This is a genomic window from Cochleicola gelatinilyticus, assembly GCF_001637325.1.
Lineage (GTDB): Bacteria > Bacteroidota > Bacteroidia > Flavobacteriales > Flavobacteriaceae > Cochleicola > Cochleicola gelatinilyticus.
On the sequence record NZ_LRXL01000026.1, the window covers coordinates 236,142 to 258,565 of the forward strand.

Annotated in this window: 31 protein-coding genes; all 31 read left to right on the top strand. The window is 35.9% G+C overall.

Annotation, left to right across the window (positions count from 1 at the left end):
• Window positions 1–68: 68 nt before the first annotated feature.
• On the top strand, window positions 69–362 hold the full coding sequence (locus tag ULVI_RS03005) for a hypothetical protein (RefSeq protein WP_068589640.1): 294 nt from the start codon (window positions 69–71) through the stop codon (window positions 360–362).
• A gap of 31 nt (window positions 363–393) precedes the next feature.
• A complete protein-coding gene (locus tag ULVI_RS03010) occupies window positions 394–774 on the top strand; it encodes a hypothetical protein (RefSeq protein ID WP_197463473.1) in 381 nt (126 codons plus the stop codon).
• A gap of 128 nt (window positions 775–902) precedes the next feature.
• Window positions 903–1,148 (top strand): hypothetical protein, encoded by a 246-nt coding sequence (locus ULVI_RS03015; protein ID WP_068589644.1) that lies wholly within the window; start codon window positions 903–905, stop codon window positions 1,146–1,148.
• A gap of 39 nt (window positions 1,149–1,187) precedes the next feature.
• On the top strand, window positions 1,188–1,604 hold the full coding sequence (locus tag ULVI_RS15385; protein ID WP_157632556.1) for a hypothetical protein: 417 nt from the start codon (window positions 1,188–1,190) through the stop codon (window positions 1,602–1,604).
• Window positions 1,605–1,614: 10 nt separating this feature from the next.
• Window positions 1,615–1,926, top strand: a complete 312-nt coding sequence (locus ULVI_RS03025) for a hypothetical protein (RefSeq protein ID WP_157632557.1) — start codon at window positions 1,615–1,617, stop codon at window positions 1,924–1,926.
• Window positions 1,927–1,929: 3 nt separating this feature from the next.
• Entirely contained in the window at window positions 1,930–3,765 is a 1,836-nt protein-coding gene (locus ULVI_RS03030) for a hypothetical protein (RefSeq protein ID WP_068589652.1), read from the top strand.
• Between the two features lie 2 nt (window positions 3,766–3,767).
• Window positions 3,768–4,757 (top strand): phosphoadenosine phosphosulfate reductase domain-containing protein, encoded by a 990-nt coding sequence (locus tag ULVI_RS03035; RefSeq protein ID WP_068589654.1) that lies wholly within the window; start codon window positions 3,768–3,770, stop codon window positions 4,755–4,757.
• Window positions 4,758–5,006: 249 nt separating this feature from the next.
• Window positions 5,007–5,222: a hypothetical protein gene (locus ULVI_RS03040; protein WP_197463474.1), complete on the top strand. Its 216-nt coding sequence runs from the start codon at window positions 5,007–5,009 to the stop codon at window positions 5,220–5,222.
• On the top strand, window positions 5,219–5,611 hold the full coding sequence (locus tag ULVI_RS03045; RefSeq protein WP_068589657.1) for a hypothetical protein: 393 nt from the start codon (window positions 5,219–5,221) through the stop codon (window positions 5,609–5,611). The genes ULVI_RS03040 and ULVI_RS03045 overlap by 4 nt, the downstream gene beginning before the upstream one ends.
• Window positions 5,601–7,010, top strand: coding sequence for a DNA (cytosine-5-)-methyltransferase (gene dcm / locus ULVI_RS03050; protein WP_068589658.1), 1,410 nt, complete (start codon window positions 5,601–5,603; stop codon window positions 7,008–7,010). Before ULVI_RS03045 ends, dcm begins: the two co-directional genes overlap by 11 nt.
• The gene (locus tag ULVI_RS03055) at window positions 7,007–7,549 is read left to right on the top strand and encodes a hypothetical protein (RefSeq protein ID WP_068589660.1); all 543 of its coding nucleotides are present in this window, start codon (window positions 7,007–7,009) and stop codon (window positions 7,547–7,549) included. The genes dcm and ULVI_RS03055 overlap by 4 nt, the downstream gene beginning before the upstream one ends.
• A 1-nt stretch (window position 7,550) precedes the next feature.
• Window positions 7,551–7,814, top strand: a complete 264-nt coding sequence (locus tag ULVI_RS03060) for a hypothetical protein (RefSeq protein ID WP_068589661.1) — start codon at window positions 7,551–7,553, stop codon at window positions 7,812–7,814.
• Complete coding sequence (locus tag ULVI_RS15390) at window positions 7,807–7,956, top strand: hypothetical protein (protein ID WP_157632558.1); 150 nt, start codon at window positions 7,807–7,809, stop codon at window positions 7,954–7,956. The genes ULVI_RS03060 and ULVI_RS15390 overlap by 8 nt, the downstream gene beginning before the upstream one ends.
• A 184-nt stretch (window positions 7,957–8,140) precedes the next feature.
• Window positions 8,141–9,895, top strand: coding sequence for a hypothetical protein (locus ULVI_RS03065; RefSeq protein ID WP_068589662.1), 1,755 nt, complete (start codon window positions 8,141–8,143; stop codon window positions 9,893–9,895).
• Window positions 9,895–10,869 carry a hypothetical protein gene (locus ULVI_RS03070; protein ID WP_068589664.1) on the top strand — a complete coding sequence of 325 codons (975 nt, stop codon included), beginning with the start codon at window positions 9,895–9,897 and terminating at the stop codon, window positions 10,867–10,869. Before ULVI_RS03065 ends, ULVI_RS03070 begins: the two co-directional genes overlap by 1 nt.
• Before the next feature lie 66 nt (window positions 10,870–10,935).
• Window positions 10,936–11,424, top strand: coding sequence for a hypothetical protein (locus ULVI_RS03075; protein ID WP_068589666.1), 489 nt, complete (start codon window positions 10,936–10,938; stop codon window positions 11,422–11,424).
• Window positions 11,425–11,486: 62 nt separating this feature from the next.
• Complete coding sequence (locus tag ULVI_RS03080; protein ID WP_068589668.1) at window positions 11,487–12,092, top strand: hypothetical protein; 606 nt, start codon at window positions 11,487–11,489, stop codon at window positions 12,090–12,092.
• Between the two features lie 79 nt (window positions 12,093–12,171).
• Window positions 12,172–12,573, top strand: a complete 402-nt coding sequence (locus ULVI_RS03085) for a hypothetical protein (protein ID WP_068589669.1) — start codon at window positions 12,172–12,174, stop codon at window positions 12,571–12,573.
• A 10-nt stretch (window positions 12,574–12,583) separates the two neighbouring features.
• The gene (locus tag ULVI_RS03090) at window positions 12,584–12,856 is read left to right on the top strand and encodes a hypothetical protein (RefSeq protein ID WP_068589671.1); all 273 of its coding nucleotides are present in this window, start codon (window positions 12,584–12,586) and stop codon (window positions 12,854–12,856) included.
• Between the two features lie 12 nt (window positions 12,857–12,868).
• Window positions 12,869–13,681 carry a hypothetical protein gene (locus ULVI_RS03095; protein WP_068589673.1) on the top strand — a complete coding sequence of 271 codons (813 nt, stop codon included), beginning with the start codon at window positions 12,869–12,871 and terminating at the stop codon, window positions 13,679–13,681.
• Window positions 13,674–13,841: a hypothetical protein gene (locus ULVI_RS15395; RefSeq protein WP_157632559.1), complete on the top strand. Its 168-nt coding sequence runs from the start codon at window positions 13,674–13,676 to the stop codon at window positions 13,839–13,841. Before ULVI_RS03095 ends, ULVI_RS15395 begins: the two co-directional genes overlap by 8 nt.
• Window position 13,842: 1 nt before the next feature.
• Window positions 13,843–14,358 carry a hypothetical protein gene (locus ULVI_RS03100; protein ID WP_068589675.1) on the top strand — a complete coding sequence of 172 codons (516 nt, stop codon included), beginning with the start codon at window positions 13,843–13,845 and terminating at the stop codon, window positions 14,356–14,358.
• A gap of 10 nt (window positions 14,359–14,368) precedes the next feature.
• Complete coding sequence (locus ULVI_RS03105; protein WP_068589677.1) at window positions 14,369–14,902, top strand: peptidase associated/transthyretin-like domain-containing protein; 534 nt, start codon at window positions 14,369–14,371, stop codon at window positions 14,900–14,902.
• A gap of 3 nt (window positions 14,903–14,905) precedes the next feature.
• The gene (locus ULVI_RS03110) at window positions 14,906–15,535 is read left to right on the top strand and encodes a glycoside hydrolase family 108 protein (RefSeq protein WP_068589679.1); all 630 of its coding nucleotides are present in this window, start codon (window positions 14,906–14,908) and stop codon (window positions 15,533–15,535) included.
• A 2-nt stretch (window positions 15,536–15,537) separates the two neighbouring features.
• A complete protein-coding gene (locus tag ULVI_RS03115) occupies window positions 15,538–17,649 on the top strand; it encodes a hypothetical protein (protein WP_068589681.1) in 2,112 nt (703 codons plus the stop codon).
• 5 nt (window positions 17,650–17,654) lie between these two features.
• Complete coding sequence (locus ULVI_RS03120; RefSeq protein WP_068589683.1) at window positions 17,655–18,095, top strand: hypothetical protein; 441 nt, start codon at window positions 17,655–17,657, stop codon at window positions 18,093–18,095.
• 9 nt (window positions 18,096–18,104) lie between these two features.
• Window positions 18,105–18,407 (top strand): hypothetical protein, encoded by a 303-nt coding sequence (locus ULVI_RS03125; RefSeq protein WP_068589685.1) that lies wholly within the window; start codon window positions 18,105–18,107, stop codon window positions 18,405–18,407.
• A gap of 6 nt (window positions 18,408–18,413) precedes the next feature.
• On the top strand, window positions 18,414–18,851 hold the full coding sequence (locus tag ULVI_RS03130; RefSeq protein WP_068589687.1) for a DUF5675 family protein: 438 nt from the start codon (window positions 18,414–18,416) through the stop codon (window positions 18,849–18,851).
• Window positions 18,851–19,411, top strand: coding sequence for a hypothetical protein (locus tag ULVI_RS03135; protein ID WP_068589689.1), 561 nt, complete (start codon window positions 18,851–18,853; stop codon window positions 19,409–19,411). Before ULVI_RS03130 ends, ULVI_RS03135 begins: the two co-directional genes overlap by 1 nt.
• Window positions 19,408–19,848 (top strand): hypothetical protein, encoded by a 441-nt coding sequence (locus tag ULVI_RS03140; RefSeq protein WP_068589691.1) that lies wholly within the window; start codon window positions 19,408–19,410, stop codon window positions 19,846–19,848. The genes ULVI_RS03135 and ULVI_RS03140 overlap by 4 nt, the downstream gene beginning before the upstream one ends.
• 15 nt (window positions 19,849–19,863) lie before the next feature.
• Window positions 19,864–22,422 carry an ArdC family protein gene (locus tag ULVI_RS03145; RefSeq protein ID WP_068589694.1) on the top strand — a complete coding sequence of 853 codons (2,559 nt, stop codon included), beginning with the start codon at window positions 19,864–19,866 and terminating at the stop codon, window positions 22,420–22,422.
• Window positions 22,423–22,424: the final 2 nt, after the last annotated feature.

Genomic DNA, 22,424 nt, shown 5'->3' on the forward strand with positions numbered 1-22,424 from the left:
CGAAAAATTGTTAGTTTTTTTTGTATTTGTTATGTTTTGTTGTACGTTTGTCTTAACAAGTTAACAAAATGGCAAATACTTTACAACAATATTATATCGACACCGCAGCCAAAGCAATAAGACGTTTTAACGAACTTAAAGACAGCGGAACGAAAGTTAAAAAGGCTTGTGATATTGTTGCATCAGAGATCGAGGGAATGTCTGCTGGAAAGGTAAACTCCTTAATTTATAATAAAGCGTACCCCTATGCAAAAGAAGCTTGGAAAATTATTATGGCAGAAAATGAAGATGAAAACGAGGATCAAAAAAGTGTACCAGGTGTAACGGAGAATTGTGCTGCAACCGGGTCGGTTGTAAGTTAAATTGAGAGTTCATAAAAGAAAGTTAATTAAGTTGTTAAAGAAAGCTATGCTAAAAACATGCCAAAATATGAAACAGTTGAATCACAGTAGTTTAGTAGGTAAAATGTTAGTAGATAACCGCACTAGAGCGTTGTTTTTTTCTACATTTTTAGAAAATATTTCGGCTAATTATACCCCGATTGCAAGCAATGTTTCATTTTATGAGTTTCAAGAGTTTTACCAATTTTTAGAAACCTTCGAAATTATTAAGCCTGGAAGCACTTGTATTAACGCTAACAAACTAACTGTAATGCAGTTATGGAAAGAATTTAAAAACCAACCAAGCCAAAAAAATAATTTTTTACGTGAGTTGTTTATTGAAGCCCGCAACCGGATTAAATCCCCACGGTTGCGGTTTTCTTTTGCCCGCTAAAAAAAAGAAACCCGGCGCGCCAACGCCGGGGTATTGTTTATAACAATTACCACAAAAACGAATAATCGCCTTTGTAGTCTGTAAGAGTTACCACACCCTTACGCTATCAAAGGTACAAAATTAAATCAATGTCTAAAGCAGATTTATTTTTAACCTTATATTTTGAACTCCCCGCAGAGGATCGGAAGGCAATCCGCGCTAAAATTAAGAGTGCGGAAGCCAACCGGCCGCAACCGGCTAAAAAGCGTGCAAAAAAGGTTACACTTAAACCCGAACACGCCACCGATGAAGCCGTGTACCAAACTGTTCTACGACAATTAAATATTACTAAAGCACCCAAACCGCAAGCATTTGCGTGTACCCCCTTGCAATAGGCTATTGATTTAGTTCTATGCCTGGGGGTATTTTTTATTATGAAAAAAAACACACCCAAAATACCGTTTTCGATTAGCGAATCCAAAAAGGAAATAGGTACCTATTGTTGCGCTTATGGTTGTTATAATGAACCATGCGACCGAAAGGGCGGGCTTTGCCATACTCATTATAAGAGAAAAAGAAGGGTTTTAGATCCTGTACATGCTCGATACCACCAAATGAAGCACAACGCAAAAACTCGCGGAAAATCATTCAGTATTACCCTCGATGAATTTAGGCAACTATGCAAAGAAACCGGGTATATAATTACCAAAGGATTTAGGGGCCGCGCTGCAAGTATCGATCGCATCGATAATTCGAAAGGATATTCCATAGACAATATTCAAATTATGTCACTTCGTGCCAATGTTAAAAAATATCACGAGGTGGATAAATACGCAGATGTACCATTTTAAAATTAAAACCATGAAACATTTAAAGGAAAGCAACAGGAATAACGCAATGCAACTAATGGCAAGGAGCCAAGTTGCTAGTATCAACAACGTATCTATTAATCAAACGCAAACAGAACAGGCGTTAAATAAACTTTTTAATCAAAAAGAAGCCTTGGAAGCTGCACCAGCAGAAAAATACTCCCTATCCCAAAAAAGGCAATTATCAAGTTACTACGATACTCGAATTAAACAGCTACTAAGAAGGTTGTCTGTATTTCTATTAGGACCATCGCAGACCGCCCGCGCAATAAAAATTAATGTAGTACAACCGGAAATACTTTAAAAAATGCAACCACAAAGCAACTCACAAAACAGCTTCCCCCCGCATTTAAAAATAGCTATTAATCTTGAAGATACCCTTAAAAAAAATGTTACTCGATCGGTAGCTTCACCCAACACGTTTGCACATCCTGTTATTACAAAAGAAGCCCACAAAGCTACTTTAGACAATTACCGCAAATACGTAGCTGCATACAACGATCAATTAAAGGCAATCAATAAAGATATACGGCACTACAATAAAAATGTTGAAAAGTTTATTGAAAAAAACCCGGTAACAGAAAATAAAATTTTGCTCCTAAAATTATTCACTAGCAAATACCATCACTATAAAAACAATGCCTACAATAAGGAAGTTGAAAATTTTAACGATACGCATGGTCTATATATAAAAAAGCTGCCTTTTCAAACCGTTAAACCCTTATCGTTACAAGTATTTGAAGCGTTTCTTCACGGTTTTACGGTGCAATTACAAGCGCAAGTTAAGATCTTCCGGCAAATAGGCAAAACAACCCCTACTACCCTTCCTAAGATGTCTATTAATCCTTATGAAATATCTTGCCAACAACGTAAAGGAACGCTTAATTTGGATCTTTGCGGCAAAACCATACGCAACCATAGGGAACGTTTAGAACAGGCCGGGGTGCTTATTGAAAAAGAGTACAGGGGTACTTCACGCCCTGTTAAATTTGCTATAAACCCTAAAATTTTAGTCGTTTTTGAAGGATATACCCCAAAAACTCAAAACGCTGAAAATCAATTTATTAATTCTGACGAAAGGAATGTTTTACCGCATACCAAAGTAGATACTAGATCCTTTAAAGATAAATTAGAAATTAAAGGGAATGTTAACAAACATTCCCGAGATAAGGAAAATTCTTCGAATTTACTTTCCAATTTAAAATATTACAAGGTCACCCAAACGCAAGAGGGCGAAAAAAATTCACCGGCGCAAAATTTTAACACCAAACCAGGCGAAAAAATTCCTATTCATCCAAAGGCAGTAGATGCCTTCCGTGCAAAAAAAGCAAACCGGGCCGCGAAAATTGAAACTAGCGGTGCACTCATTTCAAAAATAGGGGTATCAGCTGCTGCAGTACCCGCAGAAAATACGGTGCATGATCAATTAACAGAAAAATGGTTAAACCAAATAGATAACCGTTTCGATCTTGCTGGCAAACTTTCCCAGGGAGTTTATAATTATTACACACCGATTGCAACCGAAGATCTTCGCAAGATGGAACGTAGCCCGGGTATTGATTCCGAGGATTTTAGAGAAATAGTCATCCAAGATTTTATACGTAGTGCCGCCCAGCTTAACCGCTACGATCAAGCGGGTGCCGGAAGTTGGGGCTTAGCTATTAAGCACATCGATAAACAATTTGGGTGCCTTCGATTTACAGGCAAAGTAACTTCAAAATCAGATTGTTATAGCAAACTAATGGAATTTCGGTACCGATTGCGCCGTGCGGTTTCTTGGTTTAACAAACGAAATTGGAAAGCGGTACGATATGCCAGCGATTATTTCGATCCGCTGAATGATCTTCCTTGCGATGTAGCTTGGAAATACACCGAAAAATTTTGGACCAAAGAACTTAAACGCCAGCAAGACAATTCCGCAGCGCGCAAAAAGAAAGCGTTTCAAGCTGCCGCCAAAAAAGAAGCACTAATCCAGGATAAAAAAGAAAACGAAAAACTAGATCGGGCTATTCGAAAATATTTCAATAAAACGTATTCCCTGGAACAATTAACCGAGTACGTCACAAAACAGCTTCCGAAGAAACAACAGGACCAACTACCATCACGTATGAACGAACTTAATTTGAAAAACTTAATAAAATAATTATGAAATTAATAGTACCAATTTCGGGGGGTAAAGATAGCCAGGCTACCCTACTATATTGCATTGAAAAATTTGGGGTTGAAAACATTGAAGCAGTTTTTTGTGATACAAAATGGGAGCATGAACTTACTTACAATCACTTAAGTTATACAGTCGAAAAAAGTGGTGTAAAATTCAAAGTATTATCAAGTAATAAATATGATGGATTTGTTGATTTATGTAAAAAGAAAAAGCGTTTTCCGAGTAGCCAGGTTGGTTTTTGCACTATAGAATTAAAAGTTGTACCGATGATCGATTACGTTTTATCGCTGGATGAAAATGTTATGATTTTTCAAGGTATAAGAAGTGACGAAAGTAAAAAACGCGCTCAAATGAATGAAGAATGCAGATACTTTAAATATTATTTCCAGCCTTATACAAGCAATATGATAGTGTTAGAAGAATTTTTTAAAAAACCACCTATTACAGATAAACAGAAGAAAAAAGAACGCAAAGCAATAGATCGTTTATTGTTAGGTCACAATGACGAAAAATTTTTCACCTATCGTAAAAAAGATGTTTTTAAGTGGTGTGAAAAATATTCAGATGATATACACAGGCCATTCTTTAATAGTAGCGCAGAGGACGTTATATACTATTGTTTAGATCGAGATTATAAAATTAACCCTCTTTATTTTAGGGGTGCTTCAAGAGTTGGCTGTTTTCCTTGTAAAAATGCCCGGCATGATGAAATACAATTGATAATCACAGAATTTCCCGATACGATAGAAAAAATTAAAAAAGCTGAATATTATGTTGAAGGTACTTTCTTTTCTCCCGATTACATTCCGCAGAGATACCATAGTGGTTTTGATACCAAAAGTGGTAAATCGATTTGTACAATAGGCGATGTAGTTAAATATATCACCGATAAAAATATTCAATTTAGTCTATTGGAGGAATTTGGATATGAAAGTACAGAATGTAAAAGTGTTTTTAATATATGCGAATAACTAAATAACTAAATAACTAAATAAAAATGAAAGTAGAACTCAATTACACCCCCGGTTATCCAGGAGCGCAACCGGTAAACAGATCCCACAATTTTAAATGTCCGAAGGAAGCAAAAAAATTCGTTGTGCGAATGAAACGAATGTATAAGGATTGTAAAATTTTAAGGTCCTCATAACATGGCACATGCTAACAAATGTGAATGTGGAAGTAAAAACAATGGTGTATGCAGTCGATGTAGCCGCCTAAAAATGGTAATTCTTTTACTTCCTGGATGGGATCAGTACAAAGTAGATGGTAACAATCCTGTGTGGTACAGTTTCTATAAAGACAATCGCAAAGATGATCTACAAATAATTAAGAAAATGGTAACCCGGTTGCAAAAGAACGCCCTTCGTCACGCAGTAAGAAAGGTACATTTTTACGAGAGAGGACAATTAATCGCAGATTTAGATTTTACACTATGAATACAACAGTTATTAAAATTAAGCTATCGCATTCCCGGTTGCAATTGCTTCCGGACGTAATGCTAAATTTTTTGGATTTCGAATTAATAGTTTCCGAATCCGTACAAAACAGTCATAAAAAGATATCGGAAGATAAACAAATTACAGCATCGATCGCCGCCGAACTTGTACGCCATTTTAACAAGCAGCTAGAAAAAAGATCGCCAGCCGAAACGCATTCTTTTAAATTAGAAGTACACCATGCAATTATATTTCAACGCGCACTATTATATAACATTACTGAAACCAAAGATGATTTTAAACGCAATGCCTACGAAATAATTAAGAATGAATTAAATCAAAAGGTAGTAAGTATTTCATCGGTAAGAAATTGGGGGAATGATGCATAATAAAGATCTAAATTTACTTGAATTATTTAGCGGTGCTGGAGGTTTTCTTCAAGGTTTTTTAAAAGCCGGTTTCACCTTCAACAATGTGTTTTTCTCTGAAATAGACAAACATGCCATTGCAAACTATAAATATAATTTTAAAAAAGCAACCTATGCCGGATCAGTTAAACATATTAGAGGAAACCAATTACCAAGAATTGATATTATCACCTTCGGAAGCCCTTGCCAAGACTTTAGCATTGCTGGAAACCGTGCCGGCCTTGACGGCGAAAAATCTAGTCTTATCGGGGAAGCAATTCGGCTCATTTCTGAAAAAAGACCAAGTATTTTTGTGTGGGAAAACGTTAAAGGGGCATTCAGTAGCAACGAGGGAAGGGATTTTCAAGCAATATTGCGAGAGTTTACCAACCTTGGGGGTTATCGACTTGAATGGCAATTGCTTAACACAGATTGGGTATTACCCCAAAATAGAGAGCGAATTTACCTTATTGGACATCTTACAGGAGCAAGTTTCCCCGGAGTATTTCCTATCTCAAAAAATGATCGATTATTTAGAAACAAGATCCAAAGACAACCACAAGCCGAAAATTGTCAATGCCTAAAGGGAAATGATAATTTAAAAAAGGATGATACGTACATATCAGTGCCTAAAAAAGCCGGTTGCCTTTCCGGGGGTGGAAATAGTGGTGGGCTGAATTCAGACATGACAACAATTGAAACTGGAGTACTTAGAACATTTTCTAAAGGTACAGATTTTAGAAAAATTCAAAGTGATCTTTCTCCTTCCCTTAGTGCGAGAGTACGTAAGGATGGAAATAATCAACCAGTAATAAAAATACAACCGGTCTTAACAATCGATCGAAAGATCAAAAGGCAAAACGGTCGAAGATTTAAAGAAGCTGGGGAACCTTCATTTACTTTAAACTGCCAGGATCATCATGGTATTATGATTACCCAAACAAAGGAACTTGAAAACGGTGATAGTTTAAACTTAAAGGCGCTCAAAAGTAAAACCCGGAGAGGTGAAGTAGGAAAGGGAAAAACCCACACCCTCGACACCGACCCGCAACAAGCTGTATATCAAAATAAACAAATTAGAAGGCTTACGAATATTGAATGGGAACGCTTACAAGGATTCCCGGACGATTGGACGAAAAAAGGCCTGTTTTTACCAAAATGGATAGAAAACTACCTACGAAAAAGGAAACGATTCACACACCCAGATCTATTTCAAAAAATGTACGAGAGCGCGCTAATTAAATTTCAAAGTAATCAAGAGAAAGAAATTCCCAATACCCAGCGATATAAATTAATGGGCAATGCAGTTACGACAGATATTGTTGAAATAGTTGCCTTAAAAATAAAAGATTGTCTAATTCAAATAAATACCCCTTTATGAAAACCCATACCCAAACAAGATCCAGCAACCTAAAAAATAAAGGTGCTGCAGCAAAACAAAAAAAGCAATTTGCCGCCCAGCTATTAAAAGCAAAAGCAAAAAATCGAACAGCACTTACCATACCCTATAAAAAACAAAGTGAACCATCAAAATTAAAAAAGTGGGCCATACGTAACATGGTTACGCTCAATAAAATTGTGATCCTGGTATTTGCTATTTTCGCAATATTTTCAATTTGGTACAACCCTTTTTTATTGTTTTTGATTCCGGCAATCGGGATGATTGTATTTTTTAGAAACGATCTTAATTTCCTCTATTGGCTATTAAAAGTTTATGTATTGAAACGTGAATTTTATAGCGACCGCCGCCGGTTGTACAAACAAGGCACCTTATTTCACCATTTGAGCAACAAAAAACCCAAGATTTTTAATAAGTCCGGTTGTACGGTAGTTATATGGCAAAGATCCCTTAGAATACAGTTATCGGTTTTTAATGATCTAGTGGCAAATAAAGAAATTTCAAACAAAGAACATATATAAAATGGAAAACCAATCCCCAACCCCGCAGCTTAAAACGGTTCCTAAGATTGCACCCAAATCTAAAATATTTACGATGTACAATCAATTATCTTCGGAACTAGTACGGCAGGTAATCCGTGCAGCAATTATACACGTTAATAAAAATAGTTCGGTTCAATCTTCCCTTCGAATACGTATATTAAATGAAAAACACATACTGTTTATAGTTAATGAATTAGGAACTGCCCCTGGGTATTATAAAATTAATCAAAAAGCCCATGAGTAGCCTTCTAAACACTAAAAATGAGTTAATCGACATACTTTCTGAAAATAAGGAAGGACATACTGTAATTTCAAAAGTGGTAAAAAAAGAACGTTACCGGGATCATCAATACCTTATTGAAATGACTGTTACTAAAATAAAATAATATATATCCCGGTTGCATATCTAGTTGCAACCGGGATTTTTAAAGTTCGCTTTCTTCTCTTAAAGTAGTTTATAACATTTTATTGTTAACTACCCTCAACTGTATTCTTTTACAGTAAGGTATCGTTAAACGATACTATTTCCCTTTCGCATATTTACAGCCTAAACGTTCATTAAAATTCTGTATGAGTGCGAAAGGAACTATCGATTTAATGTTATACCGACCAATTAAGGATGGTAAAAAATTTAATTCCCTATTTCCTTCAAGTACGTGCAAAGCAACCATATTAAGTAATGGAGATACGTATTATTCAATGGATCTAATTAAAGAATACATTGATAAATACCACCAACAAACTAAAAAAGTTGCTTCGGTTCTAAACAAAAGAACGCTACCACAAACCGTAAAATCTATTTATGATTTTCTGTATTGGAATATTCAGTACAAAGCAGACGGCAGCGATCAGCAATTAAGAAGCCCCGCATGTTCTTGGCACGATCGTAAAAATGGGATCGACTGTAAAAGTTATTCCATTTTTGCCGGTTGCATACTTCGATCATTGGGAATAAAATTCCTAATTAGAAAGATCAAACAACCGGGGATGCTTCCCAATCAGTTCACACATGTATATATCGTAGTACCAAACAACCAGGCAACCGGAGATTTAAACAAAGGCCACCTAGTGATCGATGCAACGAAACGAATTAATACTGAACCCGATTATATTGATAAATACGATATACCTATGCAACACATTGGACTTGCCGCAGCTGGATCTACTACAATCAGCCAAAACACAGATTTTTACGGAAGATCGCAACCGGTTAAAACCGATGTAAAAGAAGCATTCGAAAACTTTCTTTCCTTCTTAAAAGATGTAGGCGTACACCCAAAAATGATTTGCGCAGCGCGTAATTATGCAACTACTTTTTTTAATCGCGGAATAGATCCCTATTTCAAAATATTAAAAGAAGGATTTCAAATTGAAAAACAAATTTTCCCCTATACCTACAACCCAAAAAACGAATTACCACGCCCTTTTAAAAGCCCTTTATACTTAGCCAGCCGTAAAGCAAAAGAAGCCCCTACGCGCCAACGTTCGGGGCTTAACGGCGAAGGTGACCTGGAAGAACAATTGGGGGAAGAAATTACCCAAATTGCTGGAGATCTATTAAAAGGAGATTTTTTCAATAGCACTATTGGTGCTGTACTTGGTAATGGTTGGGATCTTACGTGCTGGGGTGCTAGTAACAACCCTAAAAAAAGTAAAGAAGAAGTTGCGATCGATGCCCCCGCTTTTTTTAAAGCATCGGGTCTTACTAATCAAATCACAACACAATCGGTTAATAATTTCATAAAATTAACCACTTTATATATTAAGCATAGAGAATTTGGGAGTACGAATAACGATTTAGCTTCCTGTACTCGAAAAGGAAACGTAGCTGGATTAGCCGCTATGAAAGGGTATCGAGATACTATCATGGATGCAGTTACCCGATTGCTAAACGAAAATAATGGTAGTATATCAAAAATAACCGATACAAATTTATCTAGCTATTCAATTCCGTTGCCTTCGGGGTATCATAATGGTAGTTTATACCCTCACGGAAGCATAACAGGAGTTTCAATACCGGTGTATAGCGTTGTTTCGCCTGTACCTATTGCCGTTCCCCCTCAAACCGGTGGATTATCAACAGATGTAATTAACCAGCCAACAACCGGATCTAATAACCCTGGTACTTCAAACCCACAAAATACAGGCGGGAATACTAATAATGGACCTACAAAGCCGCAAAACCCTAAACATCAATTTACTACTGTAGGGGCTAATAGTAAGGTTAATAAAGCATCACTAAATCCTCTTTTAATTGTAGGGTTAATTGCTGGTACTTGGTACTATAACAAGAATAAAAAAACCACTCAAAAAAGACTTTCATAATGCAAAATCAAGCTACATATAACCAACACGGACTTGGTAAATTTAGTTTTCGAAGTCTATGGAAAAATATTCGTGAAACTCTTGATAACTTTCTTGTTACGTCAATTATTATGGATTTCATAGACGCTTTTTCTGCTAGAGGTGGTGAAACTCTACCAGAACACCTTCAACGAACTTTTAGTATTTGGTTATTAAATGTATTAGAGCCTTTAACATTTTATATTGCTATTAATATACTTGATAAAAATACTCCCGAGATAGTTTTATCCTCATTAATACCAAAATTTAATGATAAGATAAAAGAGATCTATGCCTTAAAAGCATATTATGAATTTCAGCTTTTAAAAAGTCAGAATGAAAATGAAAATTTAATGAATCAAGAAAAGGTTTCTACAATTGCTGAATCACTAAGAGTGCTGTTAGGAACCTATGAGGAAATAATTAGATTAAAAAATGCAAATTTAGAATTGGTAGAGTATCAATTTAACCCGATTTCATATAAAAGAATAGGAACCGATTTTCTTAATTGGAATGGTATTTCGGAAGCAACAGCAACCGGTTACAAGGTTGTAAGTAAATCAAACAATTCACCAACAGGGGGAACACCGCCCGATATTATAGAAACTAATACTCCTGGATTAAACACAGATATTTTAAACAATAACAACAATCAAGGACCGGTTAAAGGTGGATCGGGAACAGGGCCAATAAAAGGCGATATAGAAACTATTCCAAATCCAACCATTTACACCCCGCCTATAGTTCCTATACAAACAACTACAGGAAATAATACGCCAAAAGTACCAACTCAAACAACAATAGAAACACCGCCAATTAATCCTAATACGGTTGATCCTGGAAATACTCCTTCAAATACCCCTACTAACGAGGTAGTTTCAGAAGAAAAAAATAAATCAAAATTATTAAAATTTGGAGCCATAGGAATAGGATTATGGCTACTACTTAAAAAATAACTATTGAAGTGCTGGCAGCAGTAACCAATTGCTATAATTATTTATAACCCTTAAATCTTTAAAAAGATGAAATTTAAAAAACCTAGTGAAAAAACGGTAAAAAGAGCTGCCCTTCAATTTGCAGCATTCGAAGCCGGAAAACGTGCATCGAGAGGTGCAGCCGGTTTAACTCAAAGACAATTACCAACGACAAAGCCCGAATATGTAAAGGGTGGTATCGCTTTATTGTCACTTGGACTAGCAGCAGCTTACACCGGTAAAAATAAAGATCTTGTTATTGCTGGTTGCGTTGGAATGGCAAGTGAACAAGCCGGAGATCTAATCGATACGTATGCAGCCGAAAACCTTTCAAGAAAGGCAGACGATGGAGCCGTAGAAAACTTCATTAATGATGCTATGGGATTAAACGGCTGCGGATGCAACCAAACTCAATATCCAGCACAAGCACAGTTAAATGCTTCCTATGGTAGTAAAACCCTAGAAGCGGTGGTATGGAATGGAGCCACTAACGGTGAAGAAATTATCGATACTACTTACGAATTTGCCGGAGCCTAACCGATAAAAAAGGGCAACAAACAATTTTTAATTATTAATCAATTTTATCAAAAACAAAAAAGATGAAAAATTTAGCAGGACACTTAGTTGTATGGGCATTTCTAACAACTATTTTAGTACCAATGAACGTGCTTTCGGCAAGTTTATCGAAAGAACTTAAAGAGAACCCGGAAAGTGTAACCGTACAACCTTATGAGTTATACGCTCGAGGTGATATTAGCGCAGCATCGGGAATTTATGAATTCATAAATAACACCACCGATAAGGCGCAAGGTATTTCAAACATCGACAAAGGCCGATTAGCGAGCAATGAGGCTTTTATTTTTAATGGACTTTCCATTAGGTATTCTAAAGATGCCGTTAATAAGGTTGGCGATGTTGCCTACAATTCGGCACTTCCCAATGCACTTAGAAATGCAGAACTTGAAATCAGACAAAATGGGCGTGTTGTACTTAATATGCCGGTTGCAAGTTTTCACAATAAAGATAGTGGAAGCACAGAACATGATAATTTTACTTTCGTAGGATCATTATTATACATTACAGATGATACAGATTTTACCGTAAGTTTTAAGTTTCCAAGAGGGGTAGCCATGCCAGCTGGTGAAACCACAAACTATTCTTATGCAGAATTAAGAATGGCGGGCCACCGAACTATCAAAAAATAAGTTGAGTTAGTTAGTTAAGTTGAAAAGCCTTGTCTTAAAATAGTTAGGCAAGGCTTTTTTTAATCCTTTATAAGAAAACATGAAAAATCCAAAACACGAACAGGCGATCGTTGCAATATTAGAAGGTGAACGAGTTGGGGAAGCCCGAATTTCAATTCCTTCACGAAAAGATGTGTTCGGTATTGCTACTAGAAATATTACCCCATTAGTAGAAGGAAATCACGGCGATGTATCTATACTAGATGGAGCAACCGAAATGATGCGGCCACTTGATTTATCGATTACAGAAACTTCTACTAATAGTGGATTTAGCGATAAAGTAGTACCGGTAAAAATTACTAATCCTGGTGATATTACTGTACGCATTAGTGTAGGTGATGCAATCCCCCAAGGCGAAAAATTTAAAGCAAAAGTTATTTTGTTTTACGATGATGATGCTTATAGCAAAGAAAACTACAGCGCAACAACAGATCACTGTTAAAAATTAAATTATGGCATTCCCTACAGGCAAATTTAACACACGTTTTTTCACCGATAAGAATAACACTATCGAAATGAAAAAATGGGTTACTCCTACTCTAAACAATATTGGTACTACTTCTGTTTTTATTAACGATCAAGAAGTAGAACCAAAAGGGTTTTTTGAGTTTGGCCCCCAGGGAGTTGCTATTACAGGAAGTATCTCATTACGTTTCGAGGGCACCGGCAAAAGCCGTATTGCGATGAATTATGTAATGATCGATGAACCAAAAAAATGCAACTAATCCCCCCTAGTAATGCAAAAAAAAGAACTTGAAAATTTAGCAATTGCCTTAAAAAACAACTCTTTACAGTTGTTTAGGGTAATGAATTGCGCTACAGAACAATTTATCGACGGTTATATTTTTCAGAAAAATTTGGATGAAAAATATAATGGCGATATTTCCCAATACTTAAATTCCCTTAAAAGTCGTGGAATAAAAAAAGTACAATTATTTCCGTACATCAAAAATGGCAGCGGTATTAAAAATCCTTCCCCGGTGATTACCGTTCTTTTAGAGGGTGCTGCAGCAACACCAAAACCAGCGTTACAAGACCCACAAACACCTTCAACGGGCCTTATGGCTTCGATGGGATTAAACGCAATGGATGTTTTTAGAGGACAAACCGCCATCGACGAAGTAAAGAAAAAGGATACAGAAATACAAGAGTTAAAAGCTGAAATAGAACGGCAAAAATCTAGTAAAAAGAAGTACCGGAAAATCTGTCAAGATTACGAAATTGAGAAAAAAACCCAACCGGGTGCTGCCGCTACCATGTTAAACGGTTTAGCTGAAAATCCATCGATAGCAATGGATTTAATAAATAAAGTACTAGCCGGAAGAAATGGCGGGTTACAAGCTGCCAATCCAGCCCAAAATCAAAACACACAGCATTTATCACCAGTACAAAAAATATTAATTCAGTCTATAGAAACAGTACCGGATGAATATTGCGCGAAACTCATGGAAGTTTTAAAGTGGTATAATAATAATGAAACTTCAAAAATTGAAGTAGTAGAAAGTTTACTTTCCGAACCAATTTTAAAAAAAGTAGATCACAATGGCTAAGACACTAACTATTACTAGCGATAATGGAGCAATGGACGAAAGCAAGCGTTTTGAAGCATTAAAAGCGCTTCAAGAGAATGCAAATACCCAAGAATTGCAAAAATTACAAAAAGCCCTTAAAGATCCTAAGTTAAGAAACCTTTTAAAATTTATCAATTAACATGAAATCAATTGCCAACAAAATACCATCGAAAAATCAAGCTGTAAAAAAAACAGCTGAATTTGCTTCTAATAATTCAAAAGAACTTTTGATTTTATTAGGAATTGCCGTTGGTGGCTATATGTTATATAAAACGGTTAAAGGAATTAGTAATGCTGTTCAAGTTGAAAACGATCCTGATGCTGGAAGTGGCAATATGGGAACAACCAATGCCGATAATACCGTACAAATAGGCGGCACCATTACTAAAAATCAAGCAAAGATCGCAGCTTCAAGGTTATTAAATGCCATGAATATAGTGGGTACCGATGTTTCTACGATATATGCGGTCCTAGAAGATAAAACGGCCAAAGATTACGCCTTAATAAGTAATGAATTTGGAGAGGAAAGATATACCGGTATTGCAAAAGGCCCCTGGCCTAACAAGTTCCGAAACCTTGCTTATTGGCTACAATCGGAACTATCTAACAATCAATATGAAACCTTAAAACAAAAAATGCCTAACGTATTAGTTTAAAACCCACACCATGAACAATAACATAAACACACAAATCCTACTAGAAGAATTTTTCCCCACATTTCCAACCATGCCCGCGACCCAAGACATGCCGTACAATACAGGTATTACCGGCGGTCTAATTAAATCTATACAAGTTGTTGATGTTACAGGGAACCCATTAGAAGGGGTACATGTAAGCTGGGATCGTAAAGGGGTAGTTACAGATGCCAATGGAAATGCAACAATCAATGCTACAACCCCCGCAGACATCATTACAATTTCTTATACAGGCAAAAAGACAATACAAGCCAGGTTGAGCGATCTAGGCGGTTTACAAACCATGCAAGACGAAGTAATTACCAATGATGAAGTTGTGCTAACTAAACAGCAAAAAGCCAACAGAAGCCTTTTAATTGGTGTTTTGGGAGCCGCGGCGATATTTTACTTTTCTTACAGAACTACCAAGCCTAAAAAAGCAAAGGGATTGGCGGGTGTTAAAACTAAAGCCAAGAAAAAAAAGAAAGCTAGTAAAACCGCTAAAAATAAAGTAATAACAGTATAAGCAATGGCAAACTTTAATTCGTACATACCGAAACTTCGAAATGCCGAAGGTGGCTTCCAGGACAACCCGGAAGATGCCGGCAATTATAATAGCTTAAAAGTTTTAGTAGGTACAAATTATGGAATTTCAGCACGTTTCTATGAAACTGTTATAGGCAGACCGCCATCGCGCCAAGATATGCTAAGTATTTCACAAGCAAATGCAACCGAATTATTTCGGGTATATTTTTGGAATAAAGCGAGAGCCAACGAAATTAAAAGTCAAGCAGTTGCCGATACCGTTGTAGATCATTTTGTTAATGCTGGCAATGGTATAAGATTGGCCCAACAAGTACTAAACGATAATTTTGGAAAAAACCTTGCAACCGATAACGGAATGGGTCCAAAGACATTAGCAGCAATAAACAGCGTTAATCCGGTAGATTTTGTCACACTTTACAATAGAGAACGCGAAAACTACTATCGAAGGTTAAGCAACAGCCCAACCTTTTTAAATGGCTGGCTTACAAGATTACAGGATTTTGCAGCGCATAATAGCGGTAAAATAATATCCTCACAATTAATCCTTTTATCCGCAGTAATTATTTACGGCGTATATAGTTTAAATCAACCAACAAATTTAAAAACAGCATAATAATGGGTCCAAGAAATTTAGTTTCTGTAACGAATGTATATGAAGGACTTGACGAAAGGTTAACAGATCTTGCTGTGGATTTAACCGAAACTGAAAAAACGTCCGTCCTTCAAAAACAAGGAGATATTGTTTCGTCAGAAAATCAAAGAGGGGTACACTATACGTCTTCATCATTTGATTGGGAAAATATTGATGAAAAATACAAGAACACAATATTGATTATTAGACAATCTCGAGATTTAGGAGGTGCCCAAATTATACTTCCCAAAGGATCGGAAATTAAAGAAGAAGGAGGAAGATTATCAAACTGTACCATTATCGGAAATAAATCGACTGTGAGCGATACGTTAAACCCAATTTTTGGGGATGATGTTAATATTGATGGTACGTGGTATGTTGGAACTTCCCGCCCGCAATGGTTTGGCGGTTTAAATGGGGTGGATGATTTTAAAGCAATTACGTTAGCCGGGGAAATGTTACGTGAAACAGGCGGTAATATTTCTTTGATCTCTGGGGATTGGTTTACTTCAAAAGAAATAAAACTTCCCTTATATGTAGGAATTTCGGGGGCTGGAAGTATGAGCACCAATTTATATTCTATTATTCCAGCATTAGATGAACTAAACACAAAAAAAGATCATATTGTTAGTCTTTTAGGAAACAATACAGCAAGTGATTCGAGTAGGGTTATTTATGGAATTAAATTTATTGATGATCGGCCGAATGACGAAAAAAACTATGGCTATGCAATTTATAATGAAGGGGTTTTAAATGTTGATATAAAAAATTGTGAATTTATAAATTTAGGAGGTGGTGCTATTAAAACAGTTCGACAAAGCCACTTAAATGTATATAGTATTTATGCTTTTGGCTGTGGAAAGCGGGTAGAGTTTAGAAATAATGATGTAGATATTGAGAATGGAATTATTCATATCGATAGGAAAAACACATTCAGTAATACGATGTCTTTAAATGAATGCTATATTTCTAACTGTTCTTATAATACAGGGATTTACGCCGCCACGCATGCAATTAGATTAAATGGGTGTAGTGTAGAATCTTGTCATACATTATTAAGGATTGGAGATAGTCTTACTACTTCGCGAAGTATTACAGTTAATGGTTTGTATTTAGAAAATGCCCGAACAAATGGAATAGTTTTACAGAACGTTTCGGGTGTAACTTTTAATAATACATACTTTAACGATAGTGGTGATGATACTGAATATTCACACAAATTTACTAACTGTAGAAATGTAAAATTTAATTCTTGTGATTTAGGTGTTAACCCTTTTAGTGTAGAAGGTCCAATGTCAAATATACAATTTGATGAAAATTGTAGAGGAGTTTTACCCCCTCAAGGTATTTCCGGTTTTAATGACAAGCATTTTATAAAACATAATGAATTTAATTCCCTGGGAGTAGGATTAGCAAAAAATTTAATTGCAAATTCCGAAGATATAGCTGCCTGGCAAGGTAACGCGGTAATAACAAAAGAAAATAACTTTTTAGAAGGTAAGGTTTCAAACCTTGTAACTAAAACAGTTGGATCTCACGATACATATTATTCAATTTTTAAAGCATTCAATACAGGGAGTAAATGTTGCTTTTCTTTTTGGCTACGCGGCAAAGCTACTGCAAAAATCAGAGCGCGAAGATCTTCCGATGGTACCTATGTTGATATTGTAAACAATGCTTTTTCGAACAATCATTCTAGCGAATGGAAAAGATACTATATATCAGCAGAAGCAACGGAAGATTTTAATTTGTATTTATTAAGGATAACCCCCGAAACCTATTCTGTAGCATCCGCAAGCTGTGAAGTGGCAAAAGTTCAGTTTCAAGATAATGCAATTGAACCAGGGGCCTATATTAAAACAGGACCCCAAAAGGCTGAAAACACAGCGTTTGTTTCTATTAACGAGCCATTTTACCTAAATGGAAATTTTATTGATTTTGGGGCTACTCCACCAACTACCGGAACCTATAATGTAGGTGATACAAGGATTAATAATACAGCTACAATTGGAGAATATAGAAAATTTGTATGTGTTGAATCGGGTACTCCTGGAACATGGGGGCAAACTGAATTAATTGAAGCGATAAGCGTATAAAAATTATGGAAACTCATTTTAATATAGCAAAAATAGCCGCAATGGTAATTACCGCACTAGGCATGTTGTGTTTTGTGTTGATTGGTCGTTACGTAATAAAATCCCACAAAGGAGATAAAAACTATAAACGTAGAAAAACGGTATCAATATTTAATTGGTTGTTTGCGCTTTTGGCAATTTCCGAAATTCTTACTGTTTTATATATTTTATTTTATATCAATCCCTATGTTACCTCATTTTTTTTAATGTTAAAAGCAATTTTAATAATTGCAACGGTAACAACTTATTATTTATCGATTCCAAAATTTGTTGAAAAAAACATAAGCATCATCGATCATAAAAATACTGTAGAAAACTTAAAAACCATTGCAAAAATTCAAATTGAACAATTAAACATAAGCAAGGAAACAAAAAAACAGATCGCCGCAAACATCGATATACAGTAATGCTTACACATGACAAACGAAACACTTGGAATTATTGCTTCCTCAATTGTAGGATTAACCGGGGCTTTTGGGCTTCCCGAGATCATTAAATCCTGGCGTTTAAAAAAAGAAGCTAAACAGGAAAATTTAAGAGGTAGGCTGGAAAAAACGGAAAAGGAATTATTAAGGCATAAGCAATTCCAAATTGAAATGTCTGCAATGCTTCCCCTTATTGAAATACCATTACGGCGAATTGAAGATAATGATGCAGTAGAAATGATCGAGCATTTAAAGCAACGAATTAATGCAAATGTTACCCCAGCACAAACATAAAACACTATGAAAACTGTACAAATATACCGAACCTGGCACGATAAAAGTGAACCAACAAGTAAACAAACACTTGGTTTTATGACCGTTCAAGATGAATTTGGCAGGCCTTTATTTGCGGGTATATGTATGGAGCGCGGTTGGGTTGATAATAAAAAAATGGTGAGTTGTATTCCTGTAGGTTTATACGAAATACGTTTAGAAAAATCCCCGAGATTTAATCGATTGTTATGGGAAGTTTATGGAGTTGAAAACCGTAGTGAGTGTAAATTTCATGCAGCAAATTATTGGTTTCAATTAAATGGTTGCATCGCCCCAGGGCAGCTTTTAAAAGATATTAATAAAGATGGTTATTACGATGTAACAAATAGCCGAAATACACTAAATAATTTTCATGCTGCAATGGGGAACGATACCCGGGCAATATTACATATAAGCAATAAATAATGAAGTATTCCCCTAATTATTTTAAAGTGTATGTTACAATCTATAAGATAGGTTTTTTAATATTATTTATAATTTCACTTCTAATGTCCTCATGTGCTATTACTAGCAAAAAAGGGGGTGAATTCAAAAGTGAAGATACTGCAGCAACTTCTAAAAATGAAAACACTACAAAGAACATCACTGCATTTGACTTTAGCAAAATTCGCGAGCATGATATTTCGGGAAATTGGGTGCCAATAGATCCAAGCAAGCCTATGAGCGTTTCAACCGTTGATGGCACAACCGTTTCACAAAACGCAAAACACAGCTACAATAACAATAAGAAAGCTACAGACAAGAATATTGAAACCAACATAGAGGAAACAAAAGATTCCGAAGAAATTTCAGAAAAGACAAAAATAGAGCAACGCAGCTGGTGGCAAAAATTAAAAATTTCCGTTCCCTGGTATGTGTTCTTTTTTGGTTTTCTTTTTTTGGCAGTTTTCGGATTTATGTATTTACAAAGCCGTAAAACTTCTGCTATTGTAAAACTCTTAAAAGCTAAAACCCCCGAACTATGAAACTACTTAAATATGCAGCAATCGCCTATGCTACTTATTATGTTTTCGGTAAAGCATCGAATGCATATAGTGTTTATAAGAATATAAAAACTAGAATAATTGGAGTTAAAAATGTAGCTATAACCGGTAGAGTGATTACTTTAAATGTAGATGTTGCGGTATCAAACCCAACCCCCAACCCATTTAGTTTAAACGCTGGCGGCTTAGTAACCATTTCTAAAGTTAATATTTATTCAAAAAACAAAATTTATATTGGATCTGCACGCCCCAATGTTAGTAGTTTAGAGATCCCCGCATACGGAACCACTATTTTAGAAGCTGTACCCGCGACGATCGAAACTACTAACATGGTGCAGATCATTACCCAATTAGATCAGCTTTCGGAACTAATTACCACCGTCGAGATCCAAGCGGCTGGACAAACCATCGTAGTTTAATAAAATCCCCCAACCATGAGCAACGCAGTTAAAAAATTCAACGGCCTTAACGGTTCCATTATTGATACTCAAACCCTTGAAAGTTTATTAAAATTAGCTAATTCAGAAGGACAACAATACCTTGAAAACAGAATAAAAAAAGCTATTGAAGCTGCAAAAGCGGCCGGTATCAATGAATTTAAAACGGGTGGGAATGTTATTGAGCAAGTACCTCAAAATTCGTTACCCGGTATCGATGTGGTTCCTAGTTATATTGGTGAAAGTGAAATTTCGGGTTTAAATAAAGCGGTGTCACCGGATGATATTTATCAGTATATAACCGATATGATGATAAATACAATTAAAGAAGTAGGTCATTTGCCTTGGCAACGAAATTGGGATAAAACAATTACACTTTGGGATGGCGGACAAGCTGTAAATTTTGAAAGTAAAAAACCCTATCGGGGCGTAAATTATTGGATGGTTAATTTTAAACCGGAAAAAAAAGGGGATAAATGGGTACTTGTTGAGCGCGACTTAACCAATCCGTATTTTTTAACTCTTAATCAAATCAAGAAAAACAAGGGTAAAATAAAAAAGGGAGCACAAGCCACAAGAGTAGTTTATTTTACAAAACTGTACACGCACACACAACAAAATGAAAATGGTAATAATTTAACAATCAGCACCTATAATAAAGCCAAATTTTTAGCCTGGATCAAGAAGTATCAAAAACAGCTACGAGCACTAAAAAACATGTCGATAGAAAGACTTGCAAATTCTTACATTCCAATCTTAAAGTATTATAATGTTTTTCATGGTGCCGATGTAACCGGAATAGAATGGCCCAAGGCTGTAAAAAATACAAATTACACCAAAACAGAAAAGCAACGTTACGAAGTTGCAGAAAGGGTAATTGAATTAATGCCAAAGAAACCGGAGATAATTTACGGAGGTAATCAGCCAGCATACTATCCTAGTTACGATCATGTACGAATGACACCTATAACAGCATTTAAAGATGAAAATACCTATTACAGTACTTTATTTCATGAATTAGTTCACAGTACCGGCCACCCTAATAGATTAAATAGATCTACAATGAGTGTATATATAAAACCCTCAAAGACCGATTATGCAAAGGAAGAACTAGTTGCAGAAATGGGAGCTGTTTTTTTATGTGCTGAAACAGGGATTTTATTTTCGGTTATAGAAAATAGTGCAAAATATCTTGCTGGATGGAGTAGAAGAATTGTAAAAAACATGGAAGATGATAACCGATTCTTTTTTCGTGCTTCAAGTAAAGCCCAGGAAGCTGCCGATTTTATACTTGATAAAAATAAGGAAGGAGCTCCAGCATATTTTTATAAGAAAAACACTTCCCTCACCACCAAAAAAAAAGATACTCGAGCACCAAAAAAAAATACGGTAGTAGTTTCAAAGTTTAAAAATGGTGACGTCGTTACTTTATTAAAACAATGGGGTAATGTAAAGCCTGGTGATATTGGTAAAATTAGTGAGCGAAAAGAGCGAAAAGCATCGAATGGAGAGCCAATGCACCGAGTTATTTTTAATGGAAAAGTAGGAGTATTCCCTGCTAAAATTATTACTACTGTAAAACCGCAGCCAAATAGAAAACCAAAAAGGGAAAATAAAGACCCCCAGCAATTAGCACTATTGGGAGCTGCAAAATCAAAAAACCGTTCCAAAAAACAGAAAATCGTACCAAAAATCAAGAAAACTGTACCAAAAAAGAAACAAAACGGACTTAAAGCCGTAGAAACCGAACCAATAAACACAGCGACCGGGAAAGAAGTTTCGGGGGGAACTTCCCGGGCGGCTGTTTCGGTACCACCTTCAAAAAGAGGGAATATTTTAACCGCTTCGGAAGTAGGAGCGATGGAATTTGAAATTTTACAATTAGATGAAGGCTGGGAGAATTTATTTCAAACCCCGGCAAAGAATATGAATATGGCTGTATGGGCCGGTCCTAAAAACGGAAAGACGGTCAGCTGTTTACAAATTGCCAGCTACTTTACAAAATTTGGTCCTACTCTATATAATTTTGCCGATCAAGGCATTAGTTTAAGTACTAAAAAACTCATTAAATTAAGTGGCCTAGATCAAAAACAAAATGCCTATGTAACTACTTCTGTAACCCTGGAAGATCTGCACCAGGATATACAGCAAGTAAACCCGCAATTTGTCTTTATTGATATGATTAATCAATTTATCGATAGCACGGGAATTAAGGCCCACGAGTTTAAAGATCAGTTTTTGCGCCGTTATCCCGACACTTCTTTCATTTTAGTATTCGAAGTAACCAAAGATGGTAATTTTAAAGGGGATCAAGCCTGGACGCACGTAGTCGATCAGTTATTAACTTTAGATAATTATATTATGGATAGTAAGGGGCGGTACGGTACCGGCGAGCGTATTATGTGGGATGAAGGAGCCAAAAAATACAATCCGAAACGCTACGCTCAAATTATGGAAGATCTAAAACAAGAAAATGAAAGTAGTATAGATACCAAAACTGAAGCAACCCCAAAAACATCGGTGCCGGATCTAAAATATAATTTTGAAACTGTTTAATT